This is a genomic window from Acinetobacter sp. Ver3, from assembly GCF_000632455.1.
In the GTDB taxonomy this organism is placed as follows: Bacteria; Pseudomonadota; Gammaproteobacteria; order Pseudomonadales; family Moraxellaceae; genus Acinetobacter.
The window spans coordinates 1-19,762 of record NZ_JFYL01000051.1; the positions used below are offsets into that span (position 1 = coordinate 1).

Annotated in this window: 18 protein-coding genes; 7 read left to right on the forward strand and 11 right to left on the reverse strand. The window is 39.3% G+C overall.

What is annotated here, in order from left to right; all coding sequences use genetic code 11:
* Nucleotides 1-37: 37 nt before the first annotated feature.
* The 3 genes from CL42_RS12045 to CL42_RS12055 all read right to left on the reverse strand — a co-directional run bounded on the left by CL42_RS12045 (nucleotide 38) and on the right by CL42_RS12055 (nucleotide 5,060).
* Complete coding sequence (locus tag CL42_RS12045; protein WP_035268794.1) at nucleotides 38-1,333, reverse strand: solute carrier family 23 protein; 1,296 nt, start codon at nucleotides 1,331-1,333, stop codon at nucleotides 38-40.
* A 302-nt stretch (nucleotides 1,334-1,635) separates the two neighbouring features.
* On the reverse strand, nucleotides 1,636-4,326 hold the full coding sequence (ppc, locus tag CL42_RS12050) for a phosphoenolpyruvate carboxylase (protein WP_035268795.1): 2,691 nt from the start codon (nucleotides 4,324-4,326) through the stop codon (nucleotides 1,636-1,638).
* Nucleotides 4,327-4,442: 116 nt separating this feature from the next.
* On the reverse strand, nucleotides 4,443-5,060 hold the full coding sequence (locus tag CL42_RS12055; RefSeq protein WP_035268797.1) for a TetR/AcrR family transcriptional regulator: 618 nt from the start codon (nucleotides 5,058-5,060) through the stop codon (nucleotides 4,443-4,445).
* A gap of 142 nt (nucleotides 5,061-5,202) precedes the next feature.
* Between CL42_RS12055 and CL42_RS12060 the strand changes: the two genes are divergently transcribed.
* From CL42_RS12060 to dnaJ, 4 genes are all read left to right on the forward strand, one after another.
* On the forward strand, nucleotides 5,203-6,318 hold the full coding sequence (locus CL42_RS12060) for an efflux RND transporter periplasmic adaptor subunit (RefSeq protein WP_035268798.1): 1,116 nt from the start codon (nucleotides 5,203-5,205) through the stop codon (nucleotides 6,316-6,318).
* The gene (locus CL42_RS12065) at nucleotides 6,315-9,449 is read left to right on the forward strand and encodes an efflux RND transporter permease subunit (RefSeq protein ID WP_035268799.1); all 3,135 of its coding nucleotides are present in this window, start codon (nucleotides 6,315-6,317) and stop codon (nucleotides 9,447-9,449) included. Before CL42_RS12060 ends, CL42_RS12065 begins: the two co-directional genes overlap by 4 nt.
* A gap of 135 nt (nucleotides 9,450-9,584) precedes the next feature.
* The gene (locus CL42_RS12070) at nucleotides 9,585-9,962 is read left to right on the forward strand and encodes a hypothetical protein (protein ID WP_035268802.1); all 378 of its coding nucleotides are present in this window, start codon (nucleotides 9,585-9,587) and stop codon (nucleotides 9,960-9,962) included.
* 94 nt (nucleotides 9,963-10,056) lie between these two features.
* Nucleotides 10,057-11,172 (forward strand): molecular chaperone DnaJ, encoded by a 1,116-nt coding sequence (gene dnaJ / locus CL42_RS12075; RefSeq protein ID WP_035268804.1) that lies wholly within the window; start codon nucleotides 10,057-10,059, stop codon nucleotides 11,170-11,172.
* A 248-nt stretch (nucleotides 11,173-11,420) separates the two neighbouring features.
* On the opposite strand, the gene CL42_RS12080 is transcribed toward dnaJ, so the two are convergent.
* The 3 genes from CL42_RS12080 to ubiG are packed head-to-tail and all read right to left on the reverse strand — an operon-like array spanning nucleotide 11,421 to nucleotide 13,591.
* The gene (locus tag CL42_RS12080; RefSeq protein WP_035268812.1) at nucleotides 11,421-12,167 is read right to left on the reverse strand and encodes a YciK family oxidoreductase; all 747 of its coding nucleotides are present in this window, start codon (nucleotides 12,165-12,167) and stop codon (nucleotides 11,421-11,423) included.
* A gap of 24 nt (nucleotides 12,168-12,191) precedes the next feature.
* Nucleotides 12,192-12,878, reverse strand: coding sequence for an HAD family hydrolase (locus CL42_RS12085; RefSeq protein WP_035268813.1), 687 nt, complete (start codon nucleotides 12,876-12,878; stop codon nucleotides 12,192-12,194).
* On the reverse strand, nucleotides 12,875-13,591 hold the full coding sequence (gene ubiG, locus CL42_RS12090; RefSeq protein ID WP_035268814.1) for a bifunctional 2-polyprenyl-6-hydroxyphenol methylase/3-demethylubiquinol 3-O-methyltransferase UbiG: 717 nt from the start codon (nucleotides 13,589-13,591) through the stop codon (nucleotides 12,875-12,877). The genes CL42_RS12085 and ubiG overlap by 4 nt, the downstream gene beginning before the upstream one ends.
* Nucleotides 13,592-13,773: 182 nt before the next feature.
* Between ubiG and CL42_RS12095 the strand changes: the two genes are divergently transcribed.
* Nucleotides 13,774-14,391 (forward strand): thiol:disulfide interchange protein DsbA/DsbL, encoded by a 618-nt coding sequence (locus tag CL42_RS12095; protein ID WP_035268825.1) that lies wholly within the window; start codon nucleotides 13,774-13,776, stop codon nucleotides 14,389-14,391.
* A gap of 28 nt (nucleotides 14,392-14,419) precedes the next feature.
* Here CL42_RS12095 and CL42_RS12100 read toward each other — a convergent pair whose 3' ends face one another.
* Nucleotides 14,420-15,064 (reverse strand): TetR family transcriptional regulator, encoded by a 645-nt coding sequence (locus CL42_RS12100; RefSeq protein WP_035268816.1) that lies wholly within the window; start codon nucleotides 15,062-15,064, stop codon nucleotides 14,420-14,422.
* A gap of 176 nt (nucleotides 15,065-15,240) precedes the next feature.
* On the opposite strand from CL42_RS12100, the gene CL42_RS12105 reads away from it, so the two are divergent.
* A complete protein-coding gene (locus CL42_RS12105) occupies nucleotides 15,241-16,263 on the forward strand; it encodes a flavin reductase family protein (protein WP_035268818.1) in 1,023 nt (340 codons plus the stop codon).
* 33 nt (nucleotides 16,264-16,296) lie between these two features.
* Complete coding sequence (locus CL42_RS12110) at nucleotides 16,297-17,439, forward strand: fatty acid desaturase family protein (RefSeq protein WP_035268820.1); 1,143 nt, start codon at nucleotides 16,297-16,299, stop codon at nucleotides 17,437-17,439.
* A 130-nt stretch (nucleotides 17,440-17,569) separates the two neighbouring features.
* Here the strand turns inward: CL42_RS12110 and CL42_RS12115 are convergent, their stop codons facing one another.
* From CL42_RS12115 to CL42_RS12130, 4 genes are all read right to left on the reverse strand, one after another.
* A complete protein-coding gene (locus CL42_RS12115; RefSeq protein ID WP_035268821.1) occupies nucleotides 17,570-18,073 on the reverse strand; it encodes a hypothetical protein in 504 nt (167 codons plus the stop codon).
* Complete coding sequence (locus CL42_RS17050) at nucleotides 18,073-18,756, reverse strand: hypothetical protein (RefSeq protein ID WP_155756988.1); 684 nt, start codon at nucleotides 18,754-18,756, stop codon at nucleotides 18,073-18,075. The genes CL42_RS12115 and CL42_RS17050 overlap by 1 nt, the downstream gene beginning before the upstream one ends.
* 18 nt (nucleotides 18,757-18,774) lie before the next feature.
* On the reverse strand, nucleotides 18,775-19,332 hold the full coding sequence (locus tag CL42_RS12125) for a PAAR domain-containing protein (RefSeq protein ID WP_035268822.1): 558 nt from the start codon (nucleotides 19,330-19,332) through the stop codon (nucleotides 18,775-18,777).
* A partial coding sequence (locus tag CL42_RS12130) for a PAAR domain-containing protein (RefSeq protein WP_228133280.1) occupies nucleotides 19,325-19,762 on the reverse strand: 438 nt, incomplete at its 5' end. The genes CL42_RS12125 and CL42_RS12130, both read right to left, overlap by 8 nt.

Below are 19,762 nucleotides of genomic sequence, written 5' to 3' on the forward strand. Positions count from 1 at the left end.
GAGCATTAAGCTCTCTTTTTTTATATGCGATAGATTTTTAGTTAGACTTTCCACCTAAGCTAAAGAACCAATTCAGGAATAATGCAGCAAAGGTAGCCGTTCCAATACCACCTAAATTGAAGCTACCAAATTGAAGCGCAAAGTCACCAGTACCTAAGATCAGCGTGATTGCAGCAATCATGAGGTTTTTATTTTTAGAGAAATCGACACGATGTTCGATCCAAATTTTAGCACCAGCGATGGTAATTAAACCAAACACCACAATTGATGCACCTGCAAGAATCGCAGTTGGAATGGTTTGAATAATTGCACCAAATTTTGGTGATAAGCCAAGGAAAATTGCGAATACACCTGCGATGGCAAAAATAATCGTGGAATAGACACGTGTCACAGCCATCACGCCAATATTTTCCCCATAAGTGGTCATGCCTGGAGCACCTACACCACCGGCTAATGATGTTGCAACACCATCGGCTACAAACGCTTTACCAATATGTGGGTCTAGATTTTCACCAGTCATGGCAGAGACTGCTTTGATGTGACCTAAGTTTTCAGCCACTAAAATTAAAGCTACAGGAGCAATGATGAGCATCGCGTTCGTACTGAACTCAGGAGCATGAAAGTTAGGCAGACCAAACCATGCAGCTTGTGTAATCGGCGTGAAGTTAATTGGAGTACCGTAACCCATGATATTCGTAATAACAAAGTATACGATATAAGACAGCACCAAACCCACAAGTAAAAGTAGGCGTTGTAGCATCCCTTTGGTGAATACTGCAATTGAAGCCATACACATGACAGTAATCAATGCCATCCACATATTAAATGGATTACCCGCGACACTTTTTACCGTTACCGGTGCAAGATGCAGACCGATGATCATGACCACAGAACCTGTTACGACAGGAGGCATGAGCTTTTCAATCCATCGAGTACCTGTTGCCATCACCAGAAAACCAATTAAGGCATAAAGTACACCACAGGCAATAATTCCCCCAGCAGCTAATGCAATATTCGCATTTGCTCCAGCACCGGCATAGCCCGTTGCCGCGATGACTACACCAATAAAAGCAAAGCTTGAGCCTAAATAACTGGGCACTCGACCGCCAGTGATGAGGAAAAATAACAGGGTACAAATACCTGACATTAATATAGCAAGATTAGGATCAAAACCCATTAATAATGGTGCTAAAACTGTCGCACCAAACATGGCAAAAGCATGTTGAATGCCAAGAACTACACTTTGCGCAGGAGGTAAATATTCGGTCGTGCCAACAGGACGCGTATCAATATCATCCGTGAAGGGACGCCATTTAGGAAACCAACTGGTCATAAAGTGAGCACTCAATAGTTAAATTGTGCACATCATACGCCTGTTTTATGAGAAATCATCTGTTTCTTGAAAAATTATTAAAACTAATGGTCTGACTTTTATTGAATTTTTACCCATCGGTAAAAAAAATATGTTTTAAAAATAAAGTAAAATCAGCCTATTGCAATTCAGCTATATCAAAAAAATCTATATCCATATTGAGTAAAAAATTTATAGTTCTTTGTTGTCATTACTGAAAATTAGAATAAAGCCTCTAATTTGCTCAAGCCCATAAAGGTACTTGAGCATAGGCAGTCGTGAAATCAACCCGTATTACGTAATCCAGCAGCAATACCTGCAATACTTACCATTAATGCATGGTCAACCTCAGTTTGTTCGACAGTTCGTTCAGCTAAATATTCGCGTCGTCTTTTCATGAGTTCTGCTTGTAACAGGTGTAATGGAAGAAGATAGGGTTTACGAATCTTCATGGCTTGATCAAGAACTTCATTAGAACTGAGTAATTTAGATTCACCTTTCATTGCCAATAAAGTTTGTACTGCGTCATGTAAGCGTTGGCGTAGTTCCGCACCCAATACTTTAAGATTTTCATCTTGGGTGAGATGAGATTCATAATACAATGCGACATTGCTATCTGATTTAGATAGCACCATCTCCAACATATCAATTAAAGTTTGGAAATAAGGCCATTGTTCTAACATTTCATCTAGCTCAGCTTTGTGACCTTCTGAAATGACTTGATTGATGGCTGCACCAGTACCTAACCATGCTGGAAGCATTAATCGAATTTGAGTCCATGCAAATACCCATGGAATTGCACGTAAGGATTCAATACCACCGCTGATTTTTCGTTTAGCTGGTCTTGAACCCAAAGGTAGCATCTGTAATTCAAGCTCTGGCGTCACGGTTCTTAAGTATTGGACAAAATGAGGGTTTTCGCGGACTGTTTGACGGTAAACATTCACAGAGAGTTCCGTCATCTTATGCATCAACTCGCGCCATGCTGCCTTGGGTTCTGGTGGTGGGAGTAAAGTCGCTTCAAGGGTAGCTGCGGTATAAATCTCTAAATTTTGAAGTGCGATTTCTTCTAATCCAAATTTGAATCGGATCATTTCGCCTTGTTCAGTCACACGGATTGCACCTGAGATTGAGCCAGGTGGTTGTGAAAATAGTGCTTGTTGGGTTGGAGCACCACCACGACTAATTGAGCCACCACGACCATGGAACAAAGTGAGTTGTATACCATGTTGTTTGGCAATAGCTGTTAACTCTTCTTGTGCACGGTACTGAGCCCAATTCGCAGACATGAAACCTGCATCTTTTGCTGAGTCAGAGTAACCAATCATGACCTCGTGCTTGTTTTGAATATGTTGTTTGTACCAATGCATACTGAATAAAGTATTCATGGTCGAAGCTGCGCCATCTAAATCTTTTAACGTTTCAAATAATGGAACTACACGCAGAGGTTGCTTAATACCTGCTTCTTTTTGGAGTAATAGAACCGCCAAAACGTCACTTGGATATTCCGCCATTGAAATAATATAAGCACCTAGACTTTCAGCAGGTTGTTCTGCCAAAGTTCGCATGGTAGCGAATACTTCTTGAACATCAGGATGCTCAATAAGACTTTGAGCAGATTCATTAAGATGCTTAGGAAGTAAAGGGCGTTTGCTTTGCAGTTCTTGTAATAAGAAGTTTTGACGGGCTTGTTCAGTCCATGTCTCAAAATTGCCAAGTCCAAGATACTCAGTAATCGCTGAAATTGCTTGACGATGACGACCTGACTCTTGGCGAATATCTAGTTTTAATAACTCAATACCGAAACAATTCACGCGATAAATAAAATCGAGTAACTTTCCTTGAGCAATACCGGAAAGGTTTGAATCGACTAATGAGCGATAACATAACAATAATGGCTTCAACAACTCATCTTTGTGATGAATAATCTGGCTACGATCCACATCAGAATGTTGACCTTGTAATTTTGCAGTGAGCCATTCTCTGGTAATTTTTAAGCGTTCACGTGTTGTTCTTAAATATTCACGATAAGGCTCTGGATGAGGCTGACCTAAGGCAGTCTTTAGTTCATCACTGCACGCCTGAACAGAAAGCTCCCAACGTAAATCTTCAATATCTCGGAGGTAGAGATCCGCGGCTTTCCATCGAGATAACCATAAAACTTCTTGAGTCACTTTGTGTGTGACATTTGGGTTTCCATCTCGGTCACCACCCATCCAAGATGCAAACCGCACAGGTGCAATATCTAAAGGTAAAGCTTGAGAACAATGCTCTTGAACCAATTGATTCAATTCACGGACAAACTTAGGAATAGCGTTCCATAAAGTTTGCTCAATGGTAGTAAAACCCCATTTTGCTTCATCAATTGGGGTTGGACGATGTTGGCGAATTTCATCGGTTTGCCATGCTGAACAAACCAATTGTTTTAATTCAGAAAGAACTTGAGCGCGCTGTTTGGGGGTCAGCTTTTGCTGATCAAACTTAGATAAACACTCGTTGATCCCATCATATTTTTGGATCAAGGTGCGACGACTAACTTCCGTAGGATGTGCGGTGAGTACAAGCTCAATATTTAGCTCACAAATTTGTTGATAAAGGGTTTCCGCTGAAATCAGCTGTTGTTGAAATTTTTCAAAAAGGGGAATAAGGACATTCGCAGCAGCGCCGTTTTTATCAAACTCATTTTGGCGACGGCTACGTACCACATGATATTGTTCTGCAATATTGGCAAAGTTCAGAAAATGTGAAAAAGCGCGTGTCAGTGGAAGAATCTCATCATCTTTTAAACTTAAAAATAAACTTTCTAATTGTTTTTCAGCTTCGCTATCACCATCACGTGCACCTTTCGCGAGTGCACGAATTTGTTCAACTTGATTAAACAAATCTTGTCCAGCTTGTTCTTTTAAAGTCTCTCCTAAAAGATTACCGAGTAAGCGTACGTCTTCACGTAATGGAGCATCAATTTGTTGAATCATTTTTTTCTCCTTTTCTTGTTCTTTTGACTATACCGCTTATTCATGACATGCCAAGCGATTGCAAAATAATTTAAAGAAAATTAGGTGAAAAATACGCCATTTAAGAATGGAGAGAGCTATTTTTTGTATTTCAGCATAAATAATTCGATGGCTTGATGAATAATTTCATCACATTCTGCTTCACTGGGAACCTGACGAACACCTAATAATACTTCATGATGTCGATGCCCTAAGAGTAAAGAAAGGAGCAAATGTGTTTGCTTTTCAGCATCATCTTTCTGGATAAATCCGTGCTCAATCGCTTGAGCAAAAAAATCAGTCCATACCACAAATAACCGCTTATGAGATGCATTATAAAAAGGTTCAGCCAAAGGATTTTGCTCTGCTGCCAATTCTAATAATAAATGCTCAAGCTTAATGGCTTCAGGAAGATTGACAATTTGCAGCGCTAAACTACATACCTGATAGAAGTCTTCTAAAAAATTGGATTCAGGGTGTAATTGGATTCGCCGAGCATTGATTGATTCTTCGCACGTTTCTGCAATTGCATAGGTAAATAACGATTCTTTATCTTGAAAATGGTTATACACCGTCAGTTTAGTCACGCCAGCTTCTTTGGCAATTTGATTCATGCTTGAACCATGAAAGCCCTGTTTTAGAAACAAACGTTTAGCTGCCTCTAATATTTGTTTCTTTTTAACTAAATCCTTAGGACGTCCAATATTCATTTGCACAAAAAAATCCAAAAAAAACAGTTTAGGTCATACCTTGAAAAATGATTTTTAATTACTGTGCCATGCGGTATATTAATTAAAAAATAATCAAATTAATATCCCTAATTTGATTTGCCTAAAAATTGACATAAGAGCAGTGCACATGAGTCCTCAAAAATTTGCCACATACAGTCTAATGCTCATTTGTAGCGTGATACTCACCGCGTGTAGTAAGGATAAACCCACAGAGGAACAAATTCCATTTGTGATGGTTGCCCAGCCGAATACTTCCCAAGATGAACTGAAAAGTTATGCAGGAGAAGTTCAGGCGAGACAGCAAACGGCATTGGCTTTCCGTGTTGGAGGACAAATTACTGAACGCTATGTTGATGTAGGGGATCGAGTCAAAGTCGGGCAAGTCTTAGCAAAATTAGATGTGAAAGATGCTCAACTGCAGTTAAATGCTTCAAAAGCTCAGTTAGAAAGCGCGCAATCTGCAGCCAAAATTGCCGAAGAAGAATACAAACGCTTTAAGCAGTTATTACCTATTAATGCGGTGAGTCGTTCGCAATATGATGCCGTAGAAAATCAATATAAATCGGCCATGTCCAATTTAAAACAAGCACAATCAAATTATGCAGTGAGTAGTAATCAGACGGGATATAACCAACTCATTGCCAATAAAAATGGCGTCATCACTGAGCGTAGTATTGAAGTTGGTCAAGTGATCGCAGCAGGGCAGGCAGCATATCAACTGGCGATAGATGGTGATCGTGAAGTGGTGATTGGTGTGCCAGAACAAGCAGTATCAGAAATTAAAACAGGTCAAAAAGCTTGGGTTACGCTATGGTCAAAACCAGAGGAGCGTTTCGCCGCATATGTGCGTGAAATTTCACCTGCTGCCGACCAATCTAGAACATTTAGTGTCAAAGTTGCTTTGACTGAAGGGCGTTCAGCAATTCAACTTGGACAAAGTGCGCGAGTATTTTTTTCAAATACCAGTTCAAATGTGATTAATGTTCCTTTGACCAGTGTATCTGCAACAGAAGATCAGCCTTATGTTTGGGTTGTGAATCCAGATCACAGTATCCGTAAGGTGAATGTTCAAATAGGTGCTTATGGTCGTGATACGGTACCTGTGACCCAAGGTTTAAAAGCTTCTGATTGGATCGTGGTTGGCGGTGTACACTTACTGCGAGATAAACAAAAAATTAATCCGATTGACCGTCAAAACCGTGCAGTCAATGTGAAAGCAGGACAAGTTGGAGCGAAAATATGAACTTTAACTTGTCAGAATGGGCGTTAAAAAATAAGGGACTGATCCTTTATTTCATGATTTTGATGGGAATATTGGGTGTTTATTCCTACTCAAAACTATCACAAAGTGAAGACCCTCCATTTAGTTTCAAAGTAATGGTGGTTCAAACCTATTGGCCAGGTGCGACAGCGGAAGAAGTTTCATTGCAAGTAACTGATCGCATTGAAAAAGAATTAATGAGTACGGGGCTCTATGATCGTATTGCAGCCTATTCTCGTCCTGGTGAATCAATGGTGACCTTTGTTGCCAAAGACTCGCTGCGTTCCCATGAATTACCGAATGTTTGGTATCAGGTTAGAAAAAAAATTGGAGATATCAAACACCAACTTCCTAGCGGTGTTCAAGGTCCATTCTTTAACGATGAATTTGGTGACACCTTTGGGAACATTTATGTCTTAACGGGTAATGATTTTGATTATGCCGTGATGAAGGAATATGCCGATCGCTTACAGCTGCAACTACAACGTGTACAAGATGTCGGTAAGGTTGATTTAGTTGGCTTGCAAGATCAAAAAATTTGGATAGAAATTTCAAATACGAAAACCGCTCAATTGGGTATTCCAGTTTCTGCAATTCAAGAAGCACTACAAAAACAAAATACCATGGCGAGCGCAGGTTTCTTTGAAACAAGCTCAGATCGTATTCAAGTGCGTGTCAGCGGACAATTGAAATCAGTCGAAGATCTCAAGAACATGCCATTACTGGTTGGTGATAAGACCATTCAATTGGGCGATGTGGCTGAAGTTTACCGTGGCTTTAGTGAGCCAGCTCAACCACGTATGCGCTTTATGGGCAAAAATGGTATTGGTATTGCGGTGTCTATGCGTAAGGGTGGTGACATCATTGCGCTAGGGAAAAATCTAGAAAAGACCTTTAATGATCTACAACAAACTTTACCTTTAGGGATGGAACTTAAAAAAGTTTCAGATCAGCCTGTAGCGGTGCAACGCAGTATTCACGAATTTATCAAAGTGCTCGCAGAGGCCGTGATTATTGTCTTATTGGTCAGCTTCTTCTCTTTAGGTTTCCGTACAGGATTAGTGGTCGCTTTCTCTATTCCCTTGGTCTTGGCAATGACGTTCGCAGGCATGAATTTCTTTGATGTTGGACTGCACAAGATTTCTTTAGGCGCGTTAATTTTAGCACTTGGACTTTTGGTTGATGACGCCATCATTGCAGTTGAAATGATGGCCATTAAAATGGAACAAGGATATAGCAGATTAAAAGCCGCAGGTTTTGCTTGGAAGTCGACCGCATTTCCAATGTTAACGGGGACGCTGATCACTGCAGCTGGATTCTTGCCGATTGCCACTGCTGCGTCGAGCACAGGTGAATATACTCGCTCAATCTTCCAAGTTGTAACCATTGCTTTGGTGGTGTCATGGTTTGCAGCGGTACTGTTTGTTCCTTATTTAGGTGACAAATTACTGCCTGATTTTAATCAAATGAATCAGAAAGCTCCGTGGTATCAACGCTTATGGGCAAGATTACGTCAACAACCAGAGCCACAACCCGTCGTTCAACACCATGGTGAGCATCACGATCCATATCAAACTAAGATGTATCAAAAATTTAAATCTTGGGTTGAGTTATGTATTACTTATCGTAAAACCGTCATTGCTGCGACGGTTGCGATATTTGTCTTGTCAATTTTGATGTTTAAATTTGTTCCACAACAATTTTTCCCACCATCAAACCGTGCTGAAATATTAGTGGATCTAAAACTAGAGGAAGGTGCTTCTCTAACAGCGACAGAAAATGCGGTTAAAAAAGTAGAAAAATTCTTGTCGACTCAAAAAGGGATCGATAATTACGTCGCTTATGTTGGTACAGGTTCTCCACGTTTCTATTTACCACTTGATCAACAACTACCTCAGGCGAGCTTTGCACAATTTGTGGTTTTGGCTTCCTCATTAGATGAGCGAGATGAGATTCGCAAGAATCTGAGTGAAGAAATTAGCAAGTTATTGCCTGAGGTACGGACGCGTGTATCGCTATTGGAAAATGGACCACCAGTCGGTTATCCAATTCAATACCGTGTTTCTGGTGAAGATTTAAATACTGTTCGTCAACGAGCACAATTAGTGTCACAAGCAATCAGTGAAAATCCGAATACCACCAATGTTCATTTAGATTGGGGTGAGCCGAGTAAAATTATTTCACTTGAAATTGATCAAGATCGTGCACGTCAGTTAGGCGTATCTAGCTTAGATTTGGCGAATTTCTTAAATAGCTCAATAACAGGGGCTGCGATTAATCAGTATCGTGAGAAACGGGAATTAATTGATATTCGTTTACGTGGCGATCAAGCGGAACGTGTTGATGTGGCATCGTTACAAAGTCTTGCTGTACCGACGAGTCAAGGTACAACAGTTCCATTGGCACAGATTGCGAATATTCAATATAAGTTTGAAGATGGACTGATTTGGCATCGTAACCGTTTGCCGACCATTACTGTGCGCGCAGATATTCGGACTAAACTCCAACCAGCTACTGTGGTTGGTGAATTAACTGAATCTATTGAGAAAATTCGTGCCGAACTTCCAAGTGGTTATCTGGTAGAAGTGGGAGGCACTGTGGAGGAATCTGCACGTGGGCAAACTTCAGTAAATGCTGGCATGCCGTTATTTTTGGCTGTGGTCTTTACCTTGCTCATGATTCAGCTCAAGAGTATTTCACGTTCGTTTATTGTTTTCTTGACCGCGCCTTTGGGTTTAATTGGCGTGGTATTGTTCCTGTTAATATTCAATAAGCCTTTCGGGTTTGTGGCGATGCTAGGTACCATTGCTTTATCTGGAATGATTATGCGTAATTCGCTTATCTTGATTGATCAGATCGAGCAAGATATCAAAGCAGGTCATTCTCAATGGGAAGCGATTTTAGAAGCGACAGTACGCCGTGCCCGTCCAATTATTTTGACTGCATTGGCTGCTGTGTTGGCAATGATTCCGCTTTCACGCAGTATCTTCTTTGGTCCAATGGCGGTAGCAATTATGGGTGGACTCATTATCGCAACATTATTAACGCTGTTCTTCTTGCCAGCACTCTATGCGGCATGGTTTAAAGTAAAAAAAGAGTCAAAAACCGCGTAGTTTTATGTGAATACTAGGTGCGAAGCATTGAAAAATTCAATATAGTAGTCCCTAGTTTTTAACACAAAATAACACAGTGGGCTGAGTACATAAAAAAACTGAATGTGCACTCGGTTGAGGTATAAAAAAGCATCCATGGGGCGAGACAATTTAACAAGACATCGTCGATTAATTACGATGTCTTATGTATTCATGTTTCTTGCATTGTTCACTGGTATCAGTGCTGCAATCGCCTATTTTTTAGCGCAAAAAGTGGCTCAAGCACAAGACGCTGAAGTCTGGATCCATGCTCAAGCATTATGGATTGCACGAAATGTTGTGCTATTCATGATGATGGCCGCATTTGCTGCTCTTTGGTTTATTCCTGCCTGCTTTATCTATTGGGATAGTGTGTTATGGGTGAAAGGGTGTACGGTGATTGGTGTCATTTTTACCACAATTGCATGGCTATTTCTCCTAAATGCATGGCTTAAAGGCTTAGTGAAATATCTCCAGAAAAAAGCCGCTTTTTAAAATAATGATTTAATTTACTTGTAATCTCGGAATATGACCCCAACATATTCCGCAGAGAAGTCATATCAAATTTTTTTGTGGAGCATCGCCAGACATGGCTAAACGTGATTATTATGAGGTTTTAGGGGTTTCTAAAACAGCTAGTGATGATGAAATTAAAAAAGCCTACCGTAAGTTGGCGATGAAATATCATCCAGACCGTAACCCTGATAATGCTGAAGCAGAAGAAAAATTCAAAGAAGCTGCTGAAGCGTATGAAGTTTTATCTGATAGTGAAAAACGCAGCATGTATGACCGCATGGGACATAATGCGTTTGAAGGCGGCTTCGGTGGCGGCGGCGGTGGTTTCGGTGGCGGTTTTAGCGCTGAAGACATTTTTAGTCAGTTTGGTGACATTTTCGGTGGCGCGTTTGGTGGCGGCGGTCGCCAACAGCGTCAAAGACGTGGTTCAGACTTACGTTATGTGCTTGAGCTCAGCTTAGAAGAAGCTGTACGTGGCGTAAAGAAAACAATCACTTTTACTGCGCCAGCACCATGTGAAGTGTGTGATGGTAAAGGTTCTAAAAACCCGAATGATGTTGAAACCTGTAAAACTTGTCACGGGGCTGGCCAGGTCCGTATGCAACAAGGTTTCTTCTCAGTTCAGCAAACGTGTAGCACTTGTCGCGGACAAGGTAAGATTATTAAAAATCCTTGTGGCACTTGTCATGGTTCAGGTGTTAAAGATCGTCAACAGACACTTGAAGTTACCATTCCTGCAGGCGTAGATAATGGCGATCGCGTTCGTTTAACTGGAAAAGGTGAAGCGATTCGTGATGGTCAATCAGGTGATCTATACGTAGAAGTTAATGTTCGTGAACATGAAATCTTCCAACGTGATGGCGCGGACTTGTATATGGATGTGCCGATTAGTATCGCTGATGCTGCATTGGGTAAAGAAATTGAGATTCCAACCCTTGATGGTCGTGTGAACTTGAAAGTACCTGAGGGAACACAAACAGGTAAAATGTTCCGTCTACGTGGCAAGGGTGTAAAACCAGTACGCACAAGTATGCAAGGTGATTTACTTTGCCGTATCGTGATTGAAACACCAGTCAACTTAACTGCACGTCAACGTGAACTTTTAAAAGAGTTACAAGAATCTTTAGATGGTGCGGACAGTAAATCTTCACCTAAAAAGAAATCATTCTTCGATCGTTTATTTGACTGATCAGAATGAAATAAAAGCCCGACATTATTGTCGGGTTTTTATTAAGTTATAAATACTTAAGACGCTTAAAGCAAAGTAAGTGATACTACCATTAGATAATTTCTTAATTTATGGGTGTATTCAAAAGTTGTTGAGACTTATTTGTTTAAGCTTTTAAAATCTAAAGGTAAATTTTTTAATAGGTTTTGTTAGAACTATAATTTAAAAAAAGAGGATCTGACGATCCTCATCATGTAATTTTGAAAAAACTAATCCTGAGCATCAATACTCTGACCATTCATCCCTATACTGTCTTCGCCCATTAAATATAAATAAGCTGGCATGATTTGTTCAGGCGTTGCCAATACTTTCGGATCTTCATCAGGATATGCTTTAGCACGCATAGCTGTTCGTGTTGCACCAGGATTAATGCAGTTATAACGGATATTTGGATAGACATTTTCTTTTGCAAAAATTTGACTGACCGCTTCAATGGCAATTTTTGAAACTGAGTATGCGCCCCATTTCGCACGTGCTTCACGACCGACACCTGAGCTTGCAAAAACAACAGAGGCATTTTGAGATTTTTCTAATAATGGAAGTAAATGTTGAGTAAGAACAAAAGGTGCTCTTAAATTTACAGCCATTACATCATCCCACACTTCAGCAGGGTAGTGGGCCAATTCAACGCGCTCACCTAAAATCCCAGCATTGTGCAAAATCCCATCTAAACGACCAAATTGTTGGTCAAGCGTTTCCACAAGACGTTCGTAATCATATGCTGTTGCAGTAGAAAGTTGCAGTGGCAAAATTGCAGGTTGAGGAGCACCTAAACTTTCAATTTCGTCATAGATCACTTCTAACTTGTTCAGCGTTCTACCATGAAGAACGACGGTCGCACCATGTAAAGCATAGCTCAACGCTGCTGCGCGTCCAATGCCATCACCTGCACCCGTAATTAAAATTACTTTGTCTTTCAATAAATCTGGGCGAGGCTGATATTCTGAATATTTCATGTGCGACCTCCTTCATTGTTCTAATTAAGCTGTTTTTTGGTGAGATTCGATCAATTCGATTAAGTGTTGATGTAATTCTTGTACATCATTCACTATACAATCTGCCTGCCAAGAATCTAAGTCATCTTTGTGTTCTAATGGTAAATATCCGTAAGCAGCCAAAATCGTGTACATATTTGCGCTTCGACCTGCATCAATATCACGTGGATGATCACCAACATAAATGCATTGTTCAGCTGGAACATTAATTTGTTGAGCAGCGAGATACATTGGTTCTGGGTCAGGTTTAGTGTGCTTAACATCTTCTGGGCATACGAGAACGGCACAACGTTCAGTTAAGTTTAAGGCTTGAAGTAGTGCCTCACTCAGCCAACGAGGTTTGTTTGTCACAATTCCCCATGGAATATCCCGTTGTTCCAAGTCCTCAATTAAAGGATACATTCCTGCAAAAAGGTCTGTATCCACAGCAATATCAGCACCATAGATATCTAGAAAGCGCTGACGATGTGCAAGGAAAATAGGATCATCAACCTGTAATTCAGGATAAACCAATTTCACCATCGCCCGAGCGCCCTCGGAGACCTGAGTTCGGATCAGGGCTGCATCTACGATCTCTCGACCTTCTTCACGACACATTGCTTGAATAATACGAATAAAATCCGCAGCAGTGTCAATTAAAGTCCCATCTAGGTCGAAAAGTACGGCCTTCATTCATTCACCTCATTATGGGTGTAAACCATATAGTTCACATCGACATTTGGGGCTAACCAATAATGTTTAGTTAATGGGTTGTAATGTAAGCCTGTCATATCTTTAAGTTTTAAACCTGCGTTACGAATATCATGCGCTAATTCAGAAGGTTTAATAAATTTATGATAGTCATGAGTTCCTTTTTTCAAAAGACGTAACACATACTCTGCACCGATAATCGCAAATAAATATGATTTTGGATTACGGTTAATTGTGGAGAAGAATACATGACCGTTTGGTTTCACCAGTTTTTGGCATGCTTGAATGATTGACGCTGGATCTGGTACATGTTCCAACATTTCCATACAAGTTACGACATCGTATTGACCAGCTTGTTCTTCAGCCAATTGCTCAACTGGAATTTGACGATATTCGATATTGGTTACGTTTTCTTGTTCTGCATGCAGACGTGCGACATTTAATGGTGCTGCGCCCATATCGATACCGAGGACATCGGCACCACGGCGTGCCATACTTTCGGCCAAAATACCGCCGCCACAGCCCACATCTAGGACTTTTTTGCCACTAAGACCACCTGCATGTTCATCAATCCAATTCAATCGTAATGGATTGATTTGATGGAGAGGGCGAAACTCAGAGTGTTGATCCCACCATACTGCAGCAAGTGCTTCAAATTTAGCAATTTCTTGTGGGTCAACATTCAGTTGAGTCATTACAGCCACCTTAGCAAAGTTCGTTTTAATGAGTAGAATTTATATCAGATCTTAGTGTATCGCTAATTCCAAAAAAAGCGATAAATCTTGTAAAAAAGTTCACAGAATCAAAACGATTTTCTCATATTTGTTTTATAGTGAAACCATATGCTAATCAGAATGATTTAGAGGATAAAAACTTAATGAAAAAGGTGGTTTTTAGTGGCGTTGCCGCTGCGGTGCTGATGGCACTTTCAACAGGTGCAATGGCGAACTTTGTTGAAGGCAAAGATTATACGGTCGTGCAAAACCCAGGAAAGGTTGATGTCGCTGGTAAATTGGAAGTACGTGAGTTCTTTTGGTATGGCTGTGGTCATTGCTTTACTTTAGAACCTCATATGCAATCTTGGTTACGTAAAATTCCAAAAGATGTGAATTTTGTCCGTACACCTGCTGCAATGAACAAAGTATGGGAACAGAATGCACGTGGCTACTACGTTTCTGAAGCTCTTGGTGTTCGTAAACGTACCCATTTGCCTCTATTCCACGCGATCCATGACAAAGGTAAGCAGATTTTTGACCAAAAATCACAAGCACAATTCTTTACGAAGTATGGTATCCCAGAAGCGAAATTCAATAGTTTATATAATTCTTTCGCAATTACTGCCAAAGTCTCTCAAGCGAATAAATTAGCGCAACAATATCAATTGACGGGTGTGCCAGCTGTTGTAGTAAATGGGAAATATGTTGTACAAGGTGATAATGGCCGTGTGTTACAAGTGGTCGATTATCTATTGGATAAAGAGCGCAAAGCTAAATAATAGAAAACCCGCATTGAGCGGGTTTTTTTTATGCCTCAGTATTATTCCAATTCAAAATCCCTTTAAAGATTAATCGTATTTGGGTAATGGACTGTTTTTTGAGTACTAATTTTTGTAATTCAAGCTCCATACCTGAATATTGACGGCCCAAGCTAATCCAAGACATTGCCCATGTAAAACATAAATTAATTAAAATATTCGACAACATTTTTAGATCATTAGCTTGATGAAAATTTTGTACGATTTCGAATTTTTGTAGGTCATTGGCCAAATCAGAATTTAGAAACTCAATTTCACGAGCAATCGCACGTCTTACTACTTCAGAGCCACCCCAGCGCTCTGCGATCATAAAAATCCAAGGTTGGGTATTTAAATCGATGGCTTCAAAAAAAAGTTCCATGCTGGTTTCGGCTTTAGCATCAGGGTGGGCTAAACCTTGACCGAGCTGATGAAGTACGGTTTTCAAATATAACGCGACTTGATCCACTAACTCTTGGCCTAATTCATCCATATCTTGAAAATGTCGATAAAAGGCTGTTGGCACCAAACCAACCTCACGTGCAACTTCACGCAGACTAATACTGCTAAATGAACGGCCAGATGTGCTTAAGCGCAAAGCGGCATCCAGTAAAGCCTGACGACTTTGTTGTTTACGTTCATCGCGTATAGACATCTTAAAACCTGAGAAGTGAAGTCGAGATGAGTCTATCAAAAAAATATAAAAATTAAACGACGAATGTCAGTGAACATGTGTTGACTCAATTTTAAAATCAATATAGTGTACACATGTTCACTATTAGAACACTTGTTCACTCAATTAAATTGAAATACAAAAGAGGAACGTTTGAGATGAGTAGTTATCTGTCATATCGTCCTGAATGGATTCGAGAAGATTTCGTCGATTTTATCGCTGAAAAAATACATCCCACTTTGGCTTGGAAAAAAGTCAAAGCATCGCTCGTGAGTCGTCAGGCACTTAGTCACGATTTCTATGAGATTCATTTATGTCCAAATCACAATTTCGATTTTCAACAGATTGAGGCAGGGCAAAGTGTTTTAGTCACAGTCGTAGTTGCAGGCGTGCGTCTACAACGTAGTTATTCGATTGTGGAAATTTCTGCGACAGGTAATCTGGTGATTGCTGTCCGAGCTCAAGGAGTAGTGTCGAATTGTTTAAGCCAATTGGCGATAGGTTCTGTTGTGGAAATTTCTCAAGCGCAAGGTGAATTTACGCTTGAGCCGACTCAACAGCCAATTGTGTTATTGGCGTCGGGGAGTGGCATTACCGCCATTTATGCATTGCTTACGAAGGCTTTAAACACATTATCTGTACCTATATATTTAATTTATTTCTGTCGAGATGATGCGTTCCACGTGAAACTACAACAGCTCGCTTCAAAACATGATCATTTTAATTATCACTATTTTAATACACGACAACATAAACAATATCTGACATTGGCGTTGTTAGAGCAGTTAATGCCAAGTTTTAGGCAAGCACAGATTTATGCATGCGGTGCAACTTCGATGATGCAAGCTGTAAATCAAATTTGTCATGAAACGAGGATCAGCAATCAGCTCAAACAAGAGTTTTTTCAAATCCGTGTAGATGAAGAAATTGAAAAACAATCCGTCACGTTTATCCGTAGTCAGAAATCGTTTGAAGCTCAAAAAAGTTTATTGGTGAGTGCTGAAGAGGCTGGATTAAGACCCGCTCATGGATGCCGAATGGGTATTTGTAATGCATGTGTCTGTAACAAAGTGAGTGGCGTTACTAAAAATATGCTCACAGGTGAAATTGAACATGAGCCAAATCGACAAATTAAATTATGTATTAGTCAGGCAGTAAGCCCTGTTGTGATTAATTTGTAATTTAACGATATCGTATAAGACTGGAGAAAAATAATGAATATGTCACTTAATACAACATGGCAATCAAAATCTAAACATCTGACCGCTGAGCAAATTGAAGCGTTTGGACAACGCGTTGAGCAGATTAGACTCAGTATTATGAATGATTTGGGTGAACAAGATGCCAAATATATTCATAAGATTCGCAACTTTGTTCGCTATAGCGAGATTGGCTCACGTGCATTGCTGATGTTTGGTGGTTGGATTCCACCTGTTTGGTTGGTGGGTACAGGATTACTGGGCGTGTCCAAAATTGTTGAGAATATGGAGCTTGGACATAATGTGATGCATGGTCAATTTGACTGGTTGAATGATCCTAGTTTAAACGGTGCAACATATGATTGGGATACTATCTCAACAGGCGATGACTGGAAATATACTCATAACTATGTACATCACACTTATACCAATATTGTGGGGATGGATCATGATGTAGGTTATGGCTTACTTCGTGTCTCAGCAGCTCAACGTTGGGAACCAAGATTTTTATTAAATATTCCATTAGCGATTCAATTGATGGTGTTTTTTGAATGGTATGTCGGTGTTCAAAATCTACACTTGGAAGACGCGCTTGTTTATAAAACCAAATCTTGGAACCAAGTGTGGAAAGATGCTGAAAAATTAAGAAAAAAAGTACGACGTCAGGTGGTGAAGGATTATATCTTTTTCCCGATTATCGCTGGTCCAAATGCGCTTCCTGTCTTCGTAGGAAATGCAGTTGCAAATGTAATTAGAAGTCTGTGGTCATCTGCAGTGATTTTTAATGGTCATTTTACTGAAGATGCAGAAACATTTGAGATGGATAATACCGAAAATGAAACGCGAGCAGAATGGTATTTACGTCAAATTCGAGGCTCAAGTAACTTTACGGGAACATCATGGCTGCATATTTTGAGTGGTAATTTGAGTCATCAAATCGAGCATCATTTATTCCCTGATATGCCTGCAAATCGCTATGCAGAAGCTGCGCCAAAAATTAAAGCGTTATGTGAGGAATATGGCATTCACTATAATGAAGCAAACTTTATGAAACAATTCTGGAGCGTTTGGGTTCGTTTAGCTAAATGTTCTTTACCAAATGATAAAACAGCTAAAATTTCTCAATCTATAAGAAAACTAAGAGGAATATTTGCTTGAGTACCACTATTTAGTTTAATTCATTAAAGACGTGAAGCATTAATTAAAATTTTAAGCATGGAACGTGAAGAATCAAAAAAAGCCCAATTGGTGATAATTGGGCTTTTAATTACGCATAAGGTAAAATATATTAATTTAACTTTAAACATTGAGATCCATTAATTAAATCTGGATCATTTTTTAAAAGATTTAAATATTCACTTTGCAACACAAAAGTTTTATTCAAAGTTGCATCATATCGTTTTGCTAATTCTTTTCTTTCCAAATGATTCTGATATTTTTTCAAAAATTTATTAATAATACACATTGAATCAATAGCATCCCCCGATATTAACCTGTAACTTGTAATGTCTTTCTTATAGTCTAACCCCCCCATATCATAAGTATTAAAAAGTGATTCAATTTCACTCAAAGCATATAAATATAAGTGATCGTTAACTTCCGAAGGGTTTTCTGAATTTTTATATGCAGCTCTATAAACAAAGCTTGCACTTTCTAAACTACTTGAAATAGCCATAATTTTTGTTTGTACTATTTGTTTATCTAACTCGTCTTCATCAATTGTATTTTTTTTAGCATTAGAGCAAGAAGAAAGAAGCAGAGAGCAAATTAATAGAGAGAAGATCTTTTTCATTAATACGTTCCATCAAATTTTTCAAATTCTTCTTTTCTAGGAGTTCTGTAGCCTTCTGAAACAGCAAAACTATGAGCTTGTTTATTCCATCTTTTTCCAAAAATCATCGTATACAATCTTTCACTAATCATAAAAGGACCACCATTTTTTAGAATTTGCCCGGCTTTACCGACATATTCTGCTTTTGAAAACATACCATAGCCAGCTGGCGTAAGCTGAATGATATCTTCCTTATTTTTATAATGAGCAGCAATTCGAATTTTAAATGTATCTTTTAATAATTCAGTGGCTGCTATCAGTGCTTTGTCTTTACTAACCTTAGTAATATATGTAGCAAATTTGAGATACATCATTGTGTGAAAATATTCAGTATAAATAAATCCAGGTGTATCTTTCTCAATTTGCCTTAAATCAAACTCCAAGCCGAATCTTAAAGCCATATCATACTCAAAAGGTTGTCGTCTCTTAATATGATCCCAAAGATGCTGTGGAATACAAAAAGTATAAGGTACTATTTGTTTCACTTTAATTAAGTTTTGCCAACCTTCACATGCTGTAAGAAACCCATCATCAGCTCGGCACATATTGACTGTTCCTTTTAAATCAATTCGTTCCGCTGCTTGAGCCTGAATAGGAGTTTTATCGTAATTGCTATGATAGATTAAGCGACCAGTATCACTCATTTTTTCTCCTAGTATTATTTATAAGGGATCTAATGTCTTCGACAAGTCCAACGTTATAAGTTCAATAGCTTCTGGTTGATACTCGCTTTCGTAAATCGCTGTCATGCCGTGTTCATCTGTATAGCCTTGAACTAATAATTCCCCTGATTCTTTGCTATAAAGTTCATACAACATATCTGAAAGTAATTCCTGAGAATCTTCATCTATAATTTTGAACTGAATTTTATGGATTTCTTTCGCAGTATCTTCAACTAAATTACTCATGAGAGGTGTGGTTTTTGTTGAGATACTAGAAGTAGAACTAGCTCCACCGCTTGTGCCAACAACATGAACTTGTTTAGGCATTAAAGTAGCACCACACGTGAACTTATCACCGACATAAGCGACTGCTTTACCATCAAAAATCACATGGTCATTGCTTTTAATCAAAGTGGACCAGGTTTTGCATTTAGGGCAAGCAAAACCATCTCCCGCACGAAGAAATAGGTTTCCCATTTGAGAACTTCGAGATTGAGTGGATAACACTGTTCCACCGTGGCTTGTGGTAGAGCCATGAATGCCAAAATCTTTAGACATTCTTTGATCCCCCAATTATAGAAATCATGAAATCTTTGGGTAAAGCGGCATCATGATACAAACGTAAGACATGAGCGGTTATTGGACTATCGATAATTTCATCACCATTTTCTAATGGTGAGCCAATAAGTGCTGCGGATCGATTATGAACAGTGATGGCACTACCAGCACCAGAGATAATTTTTGCTGTTGAACCATCAGTATATATCGCTTCATCGCCTACTAAAGCTAAAGAAATACCTTTGACCTTATAGGTATCAGTAGATGCTCTTACTAAACCACCTTTTTTCGTTTTAGAACCATTAAATGCAGCATAAAATTTGGTATACGCCTTATTACTCCAATAGAGTTGCTCTGCTTGGTGAATCTTTTGAATATCATCTTGGGAAAGCTTTTTTAGCTGCTCTTCTGGCAGTTCATGCAAAAAATA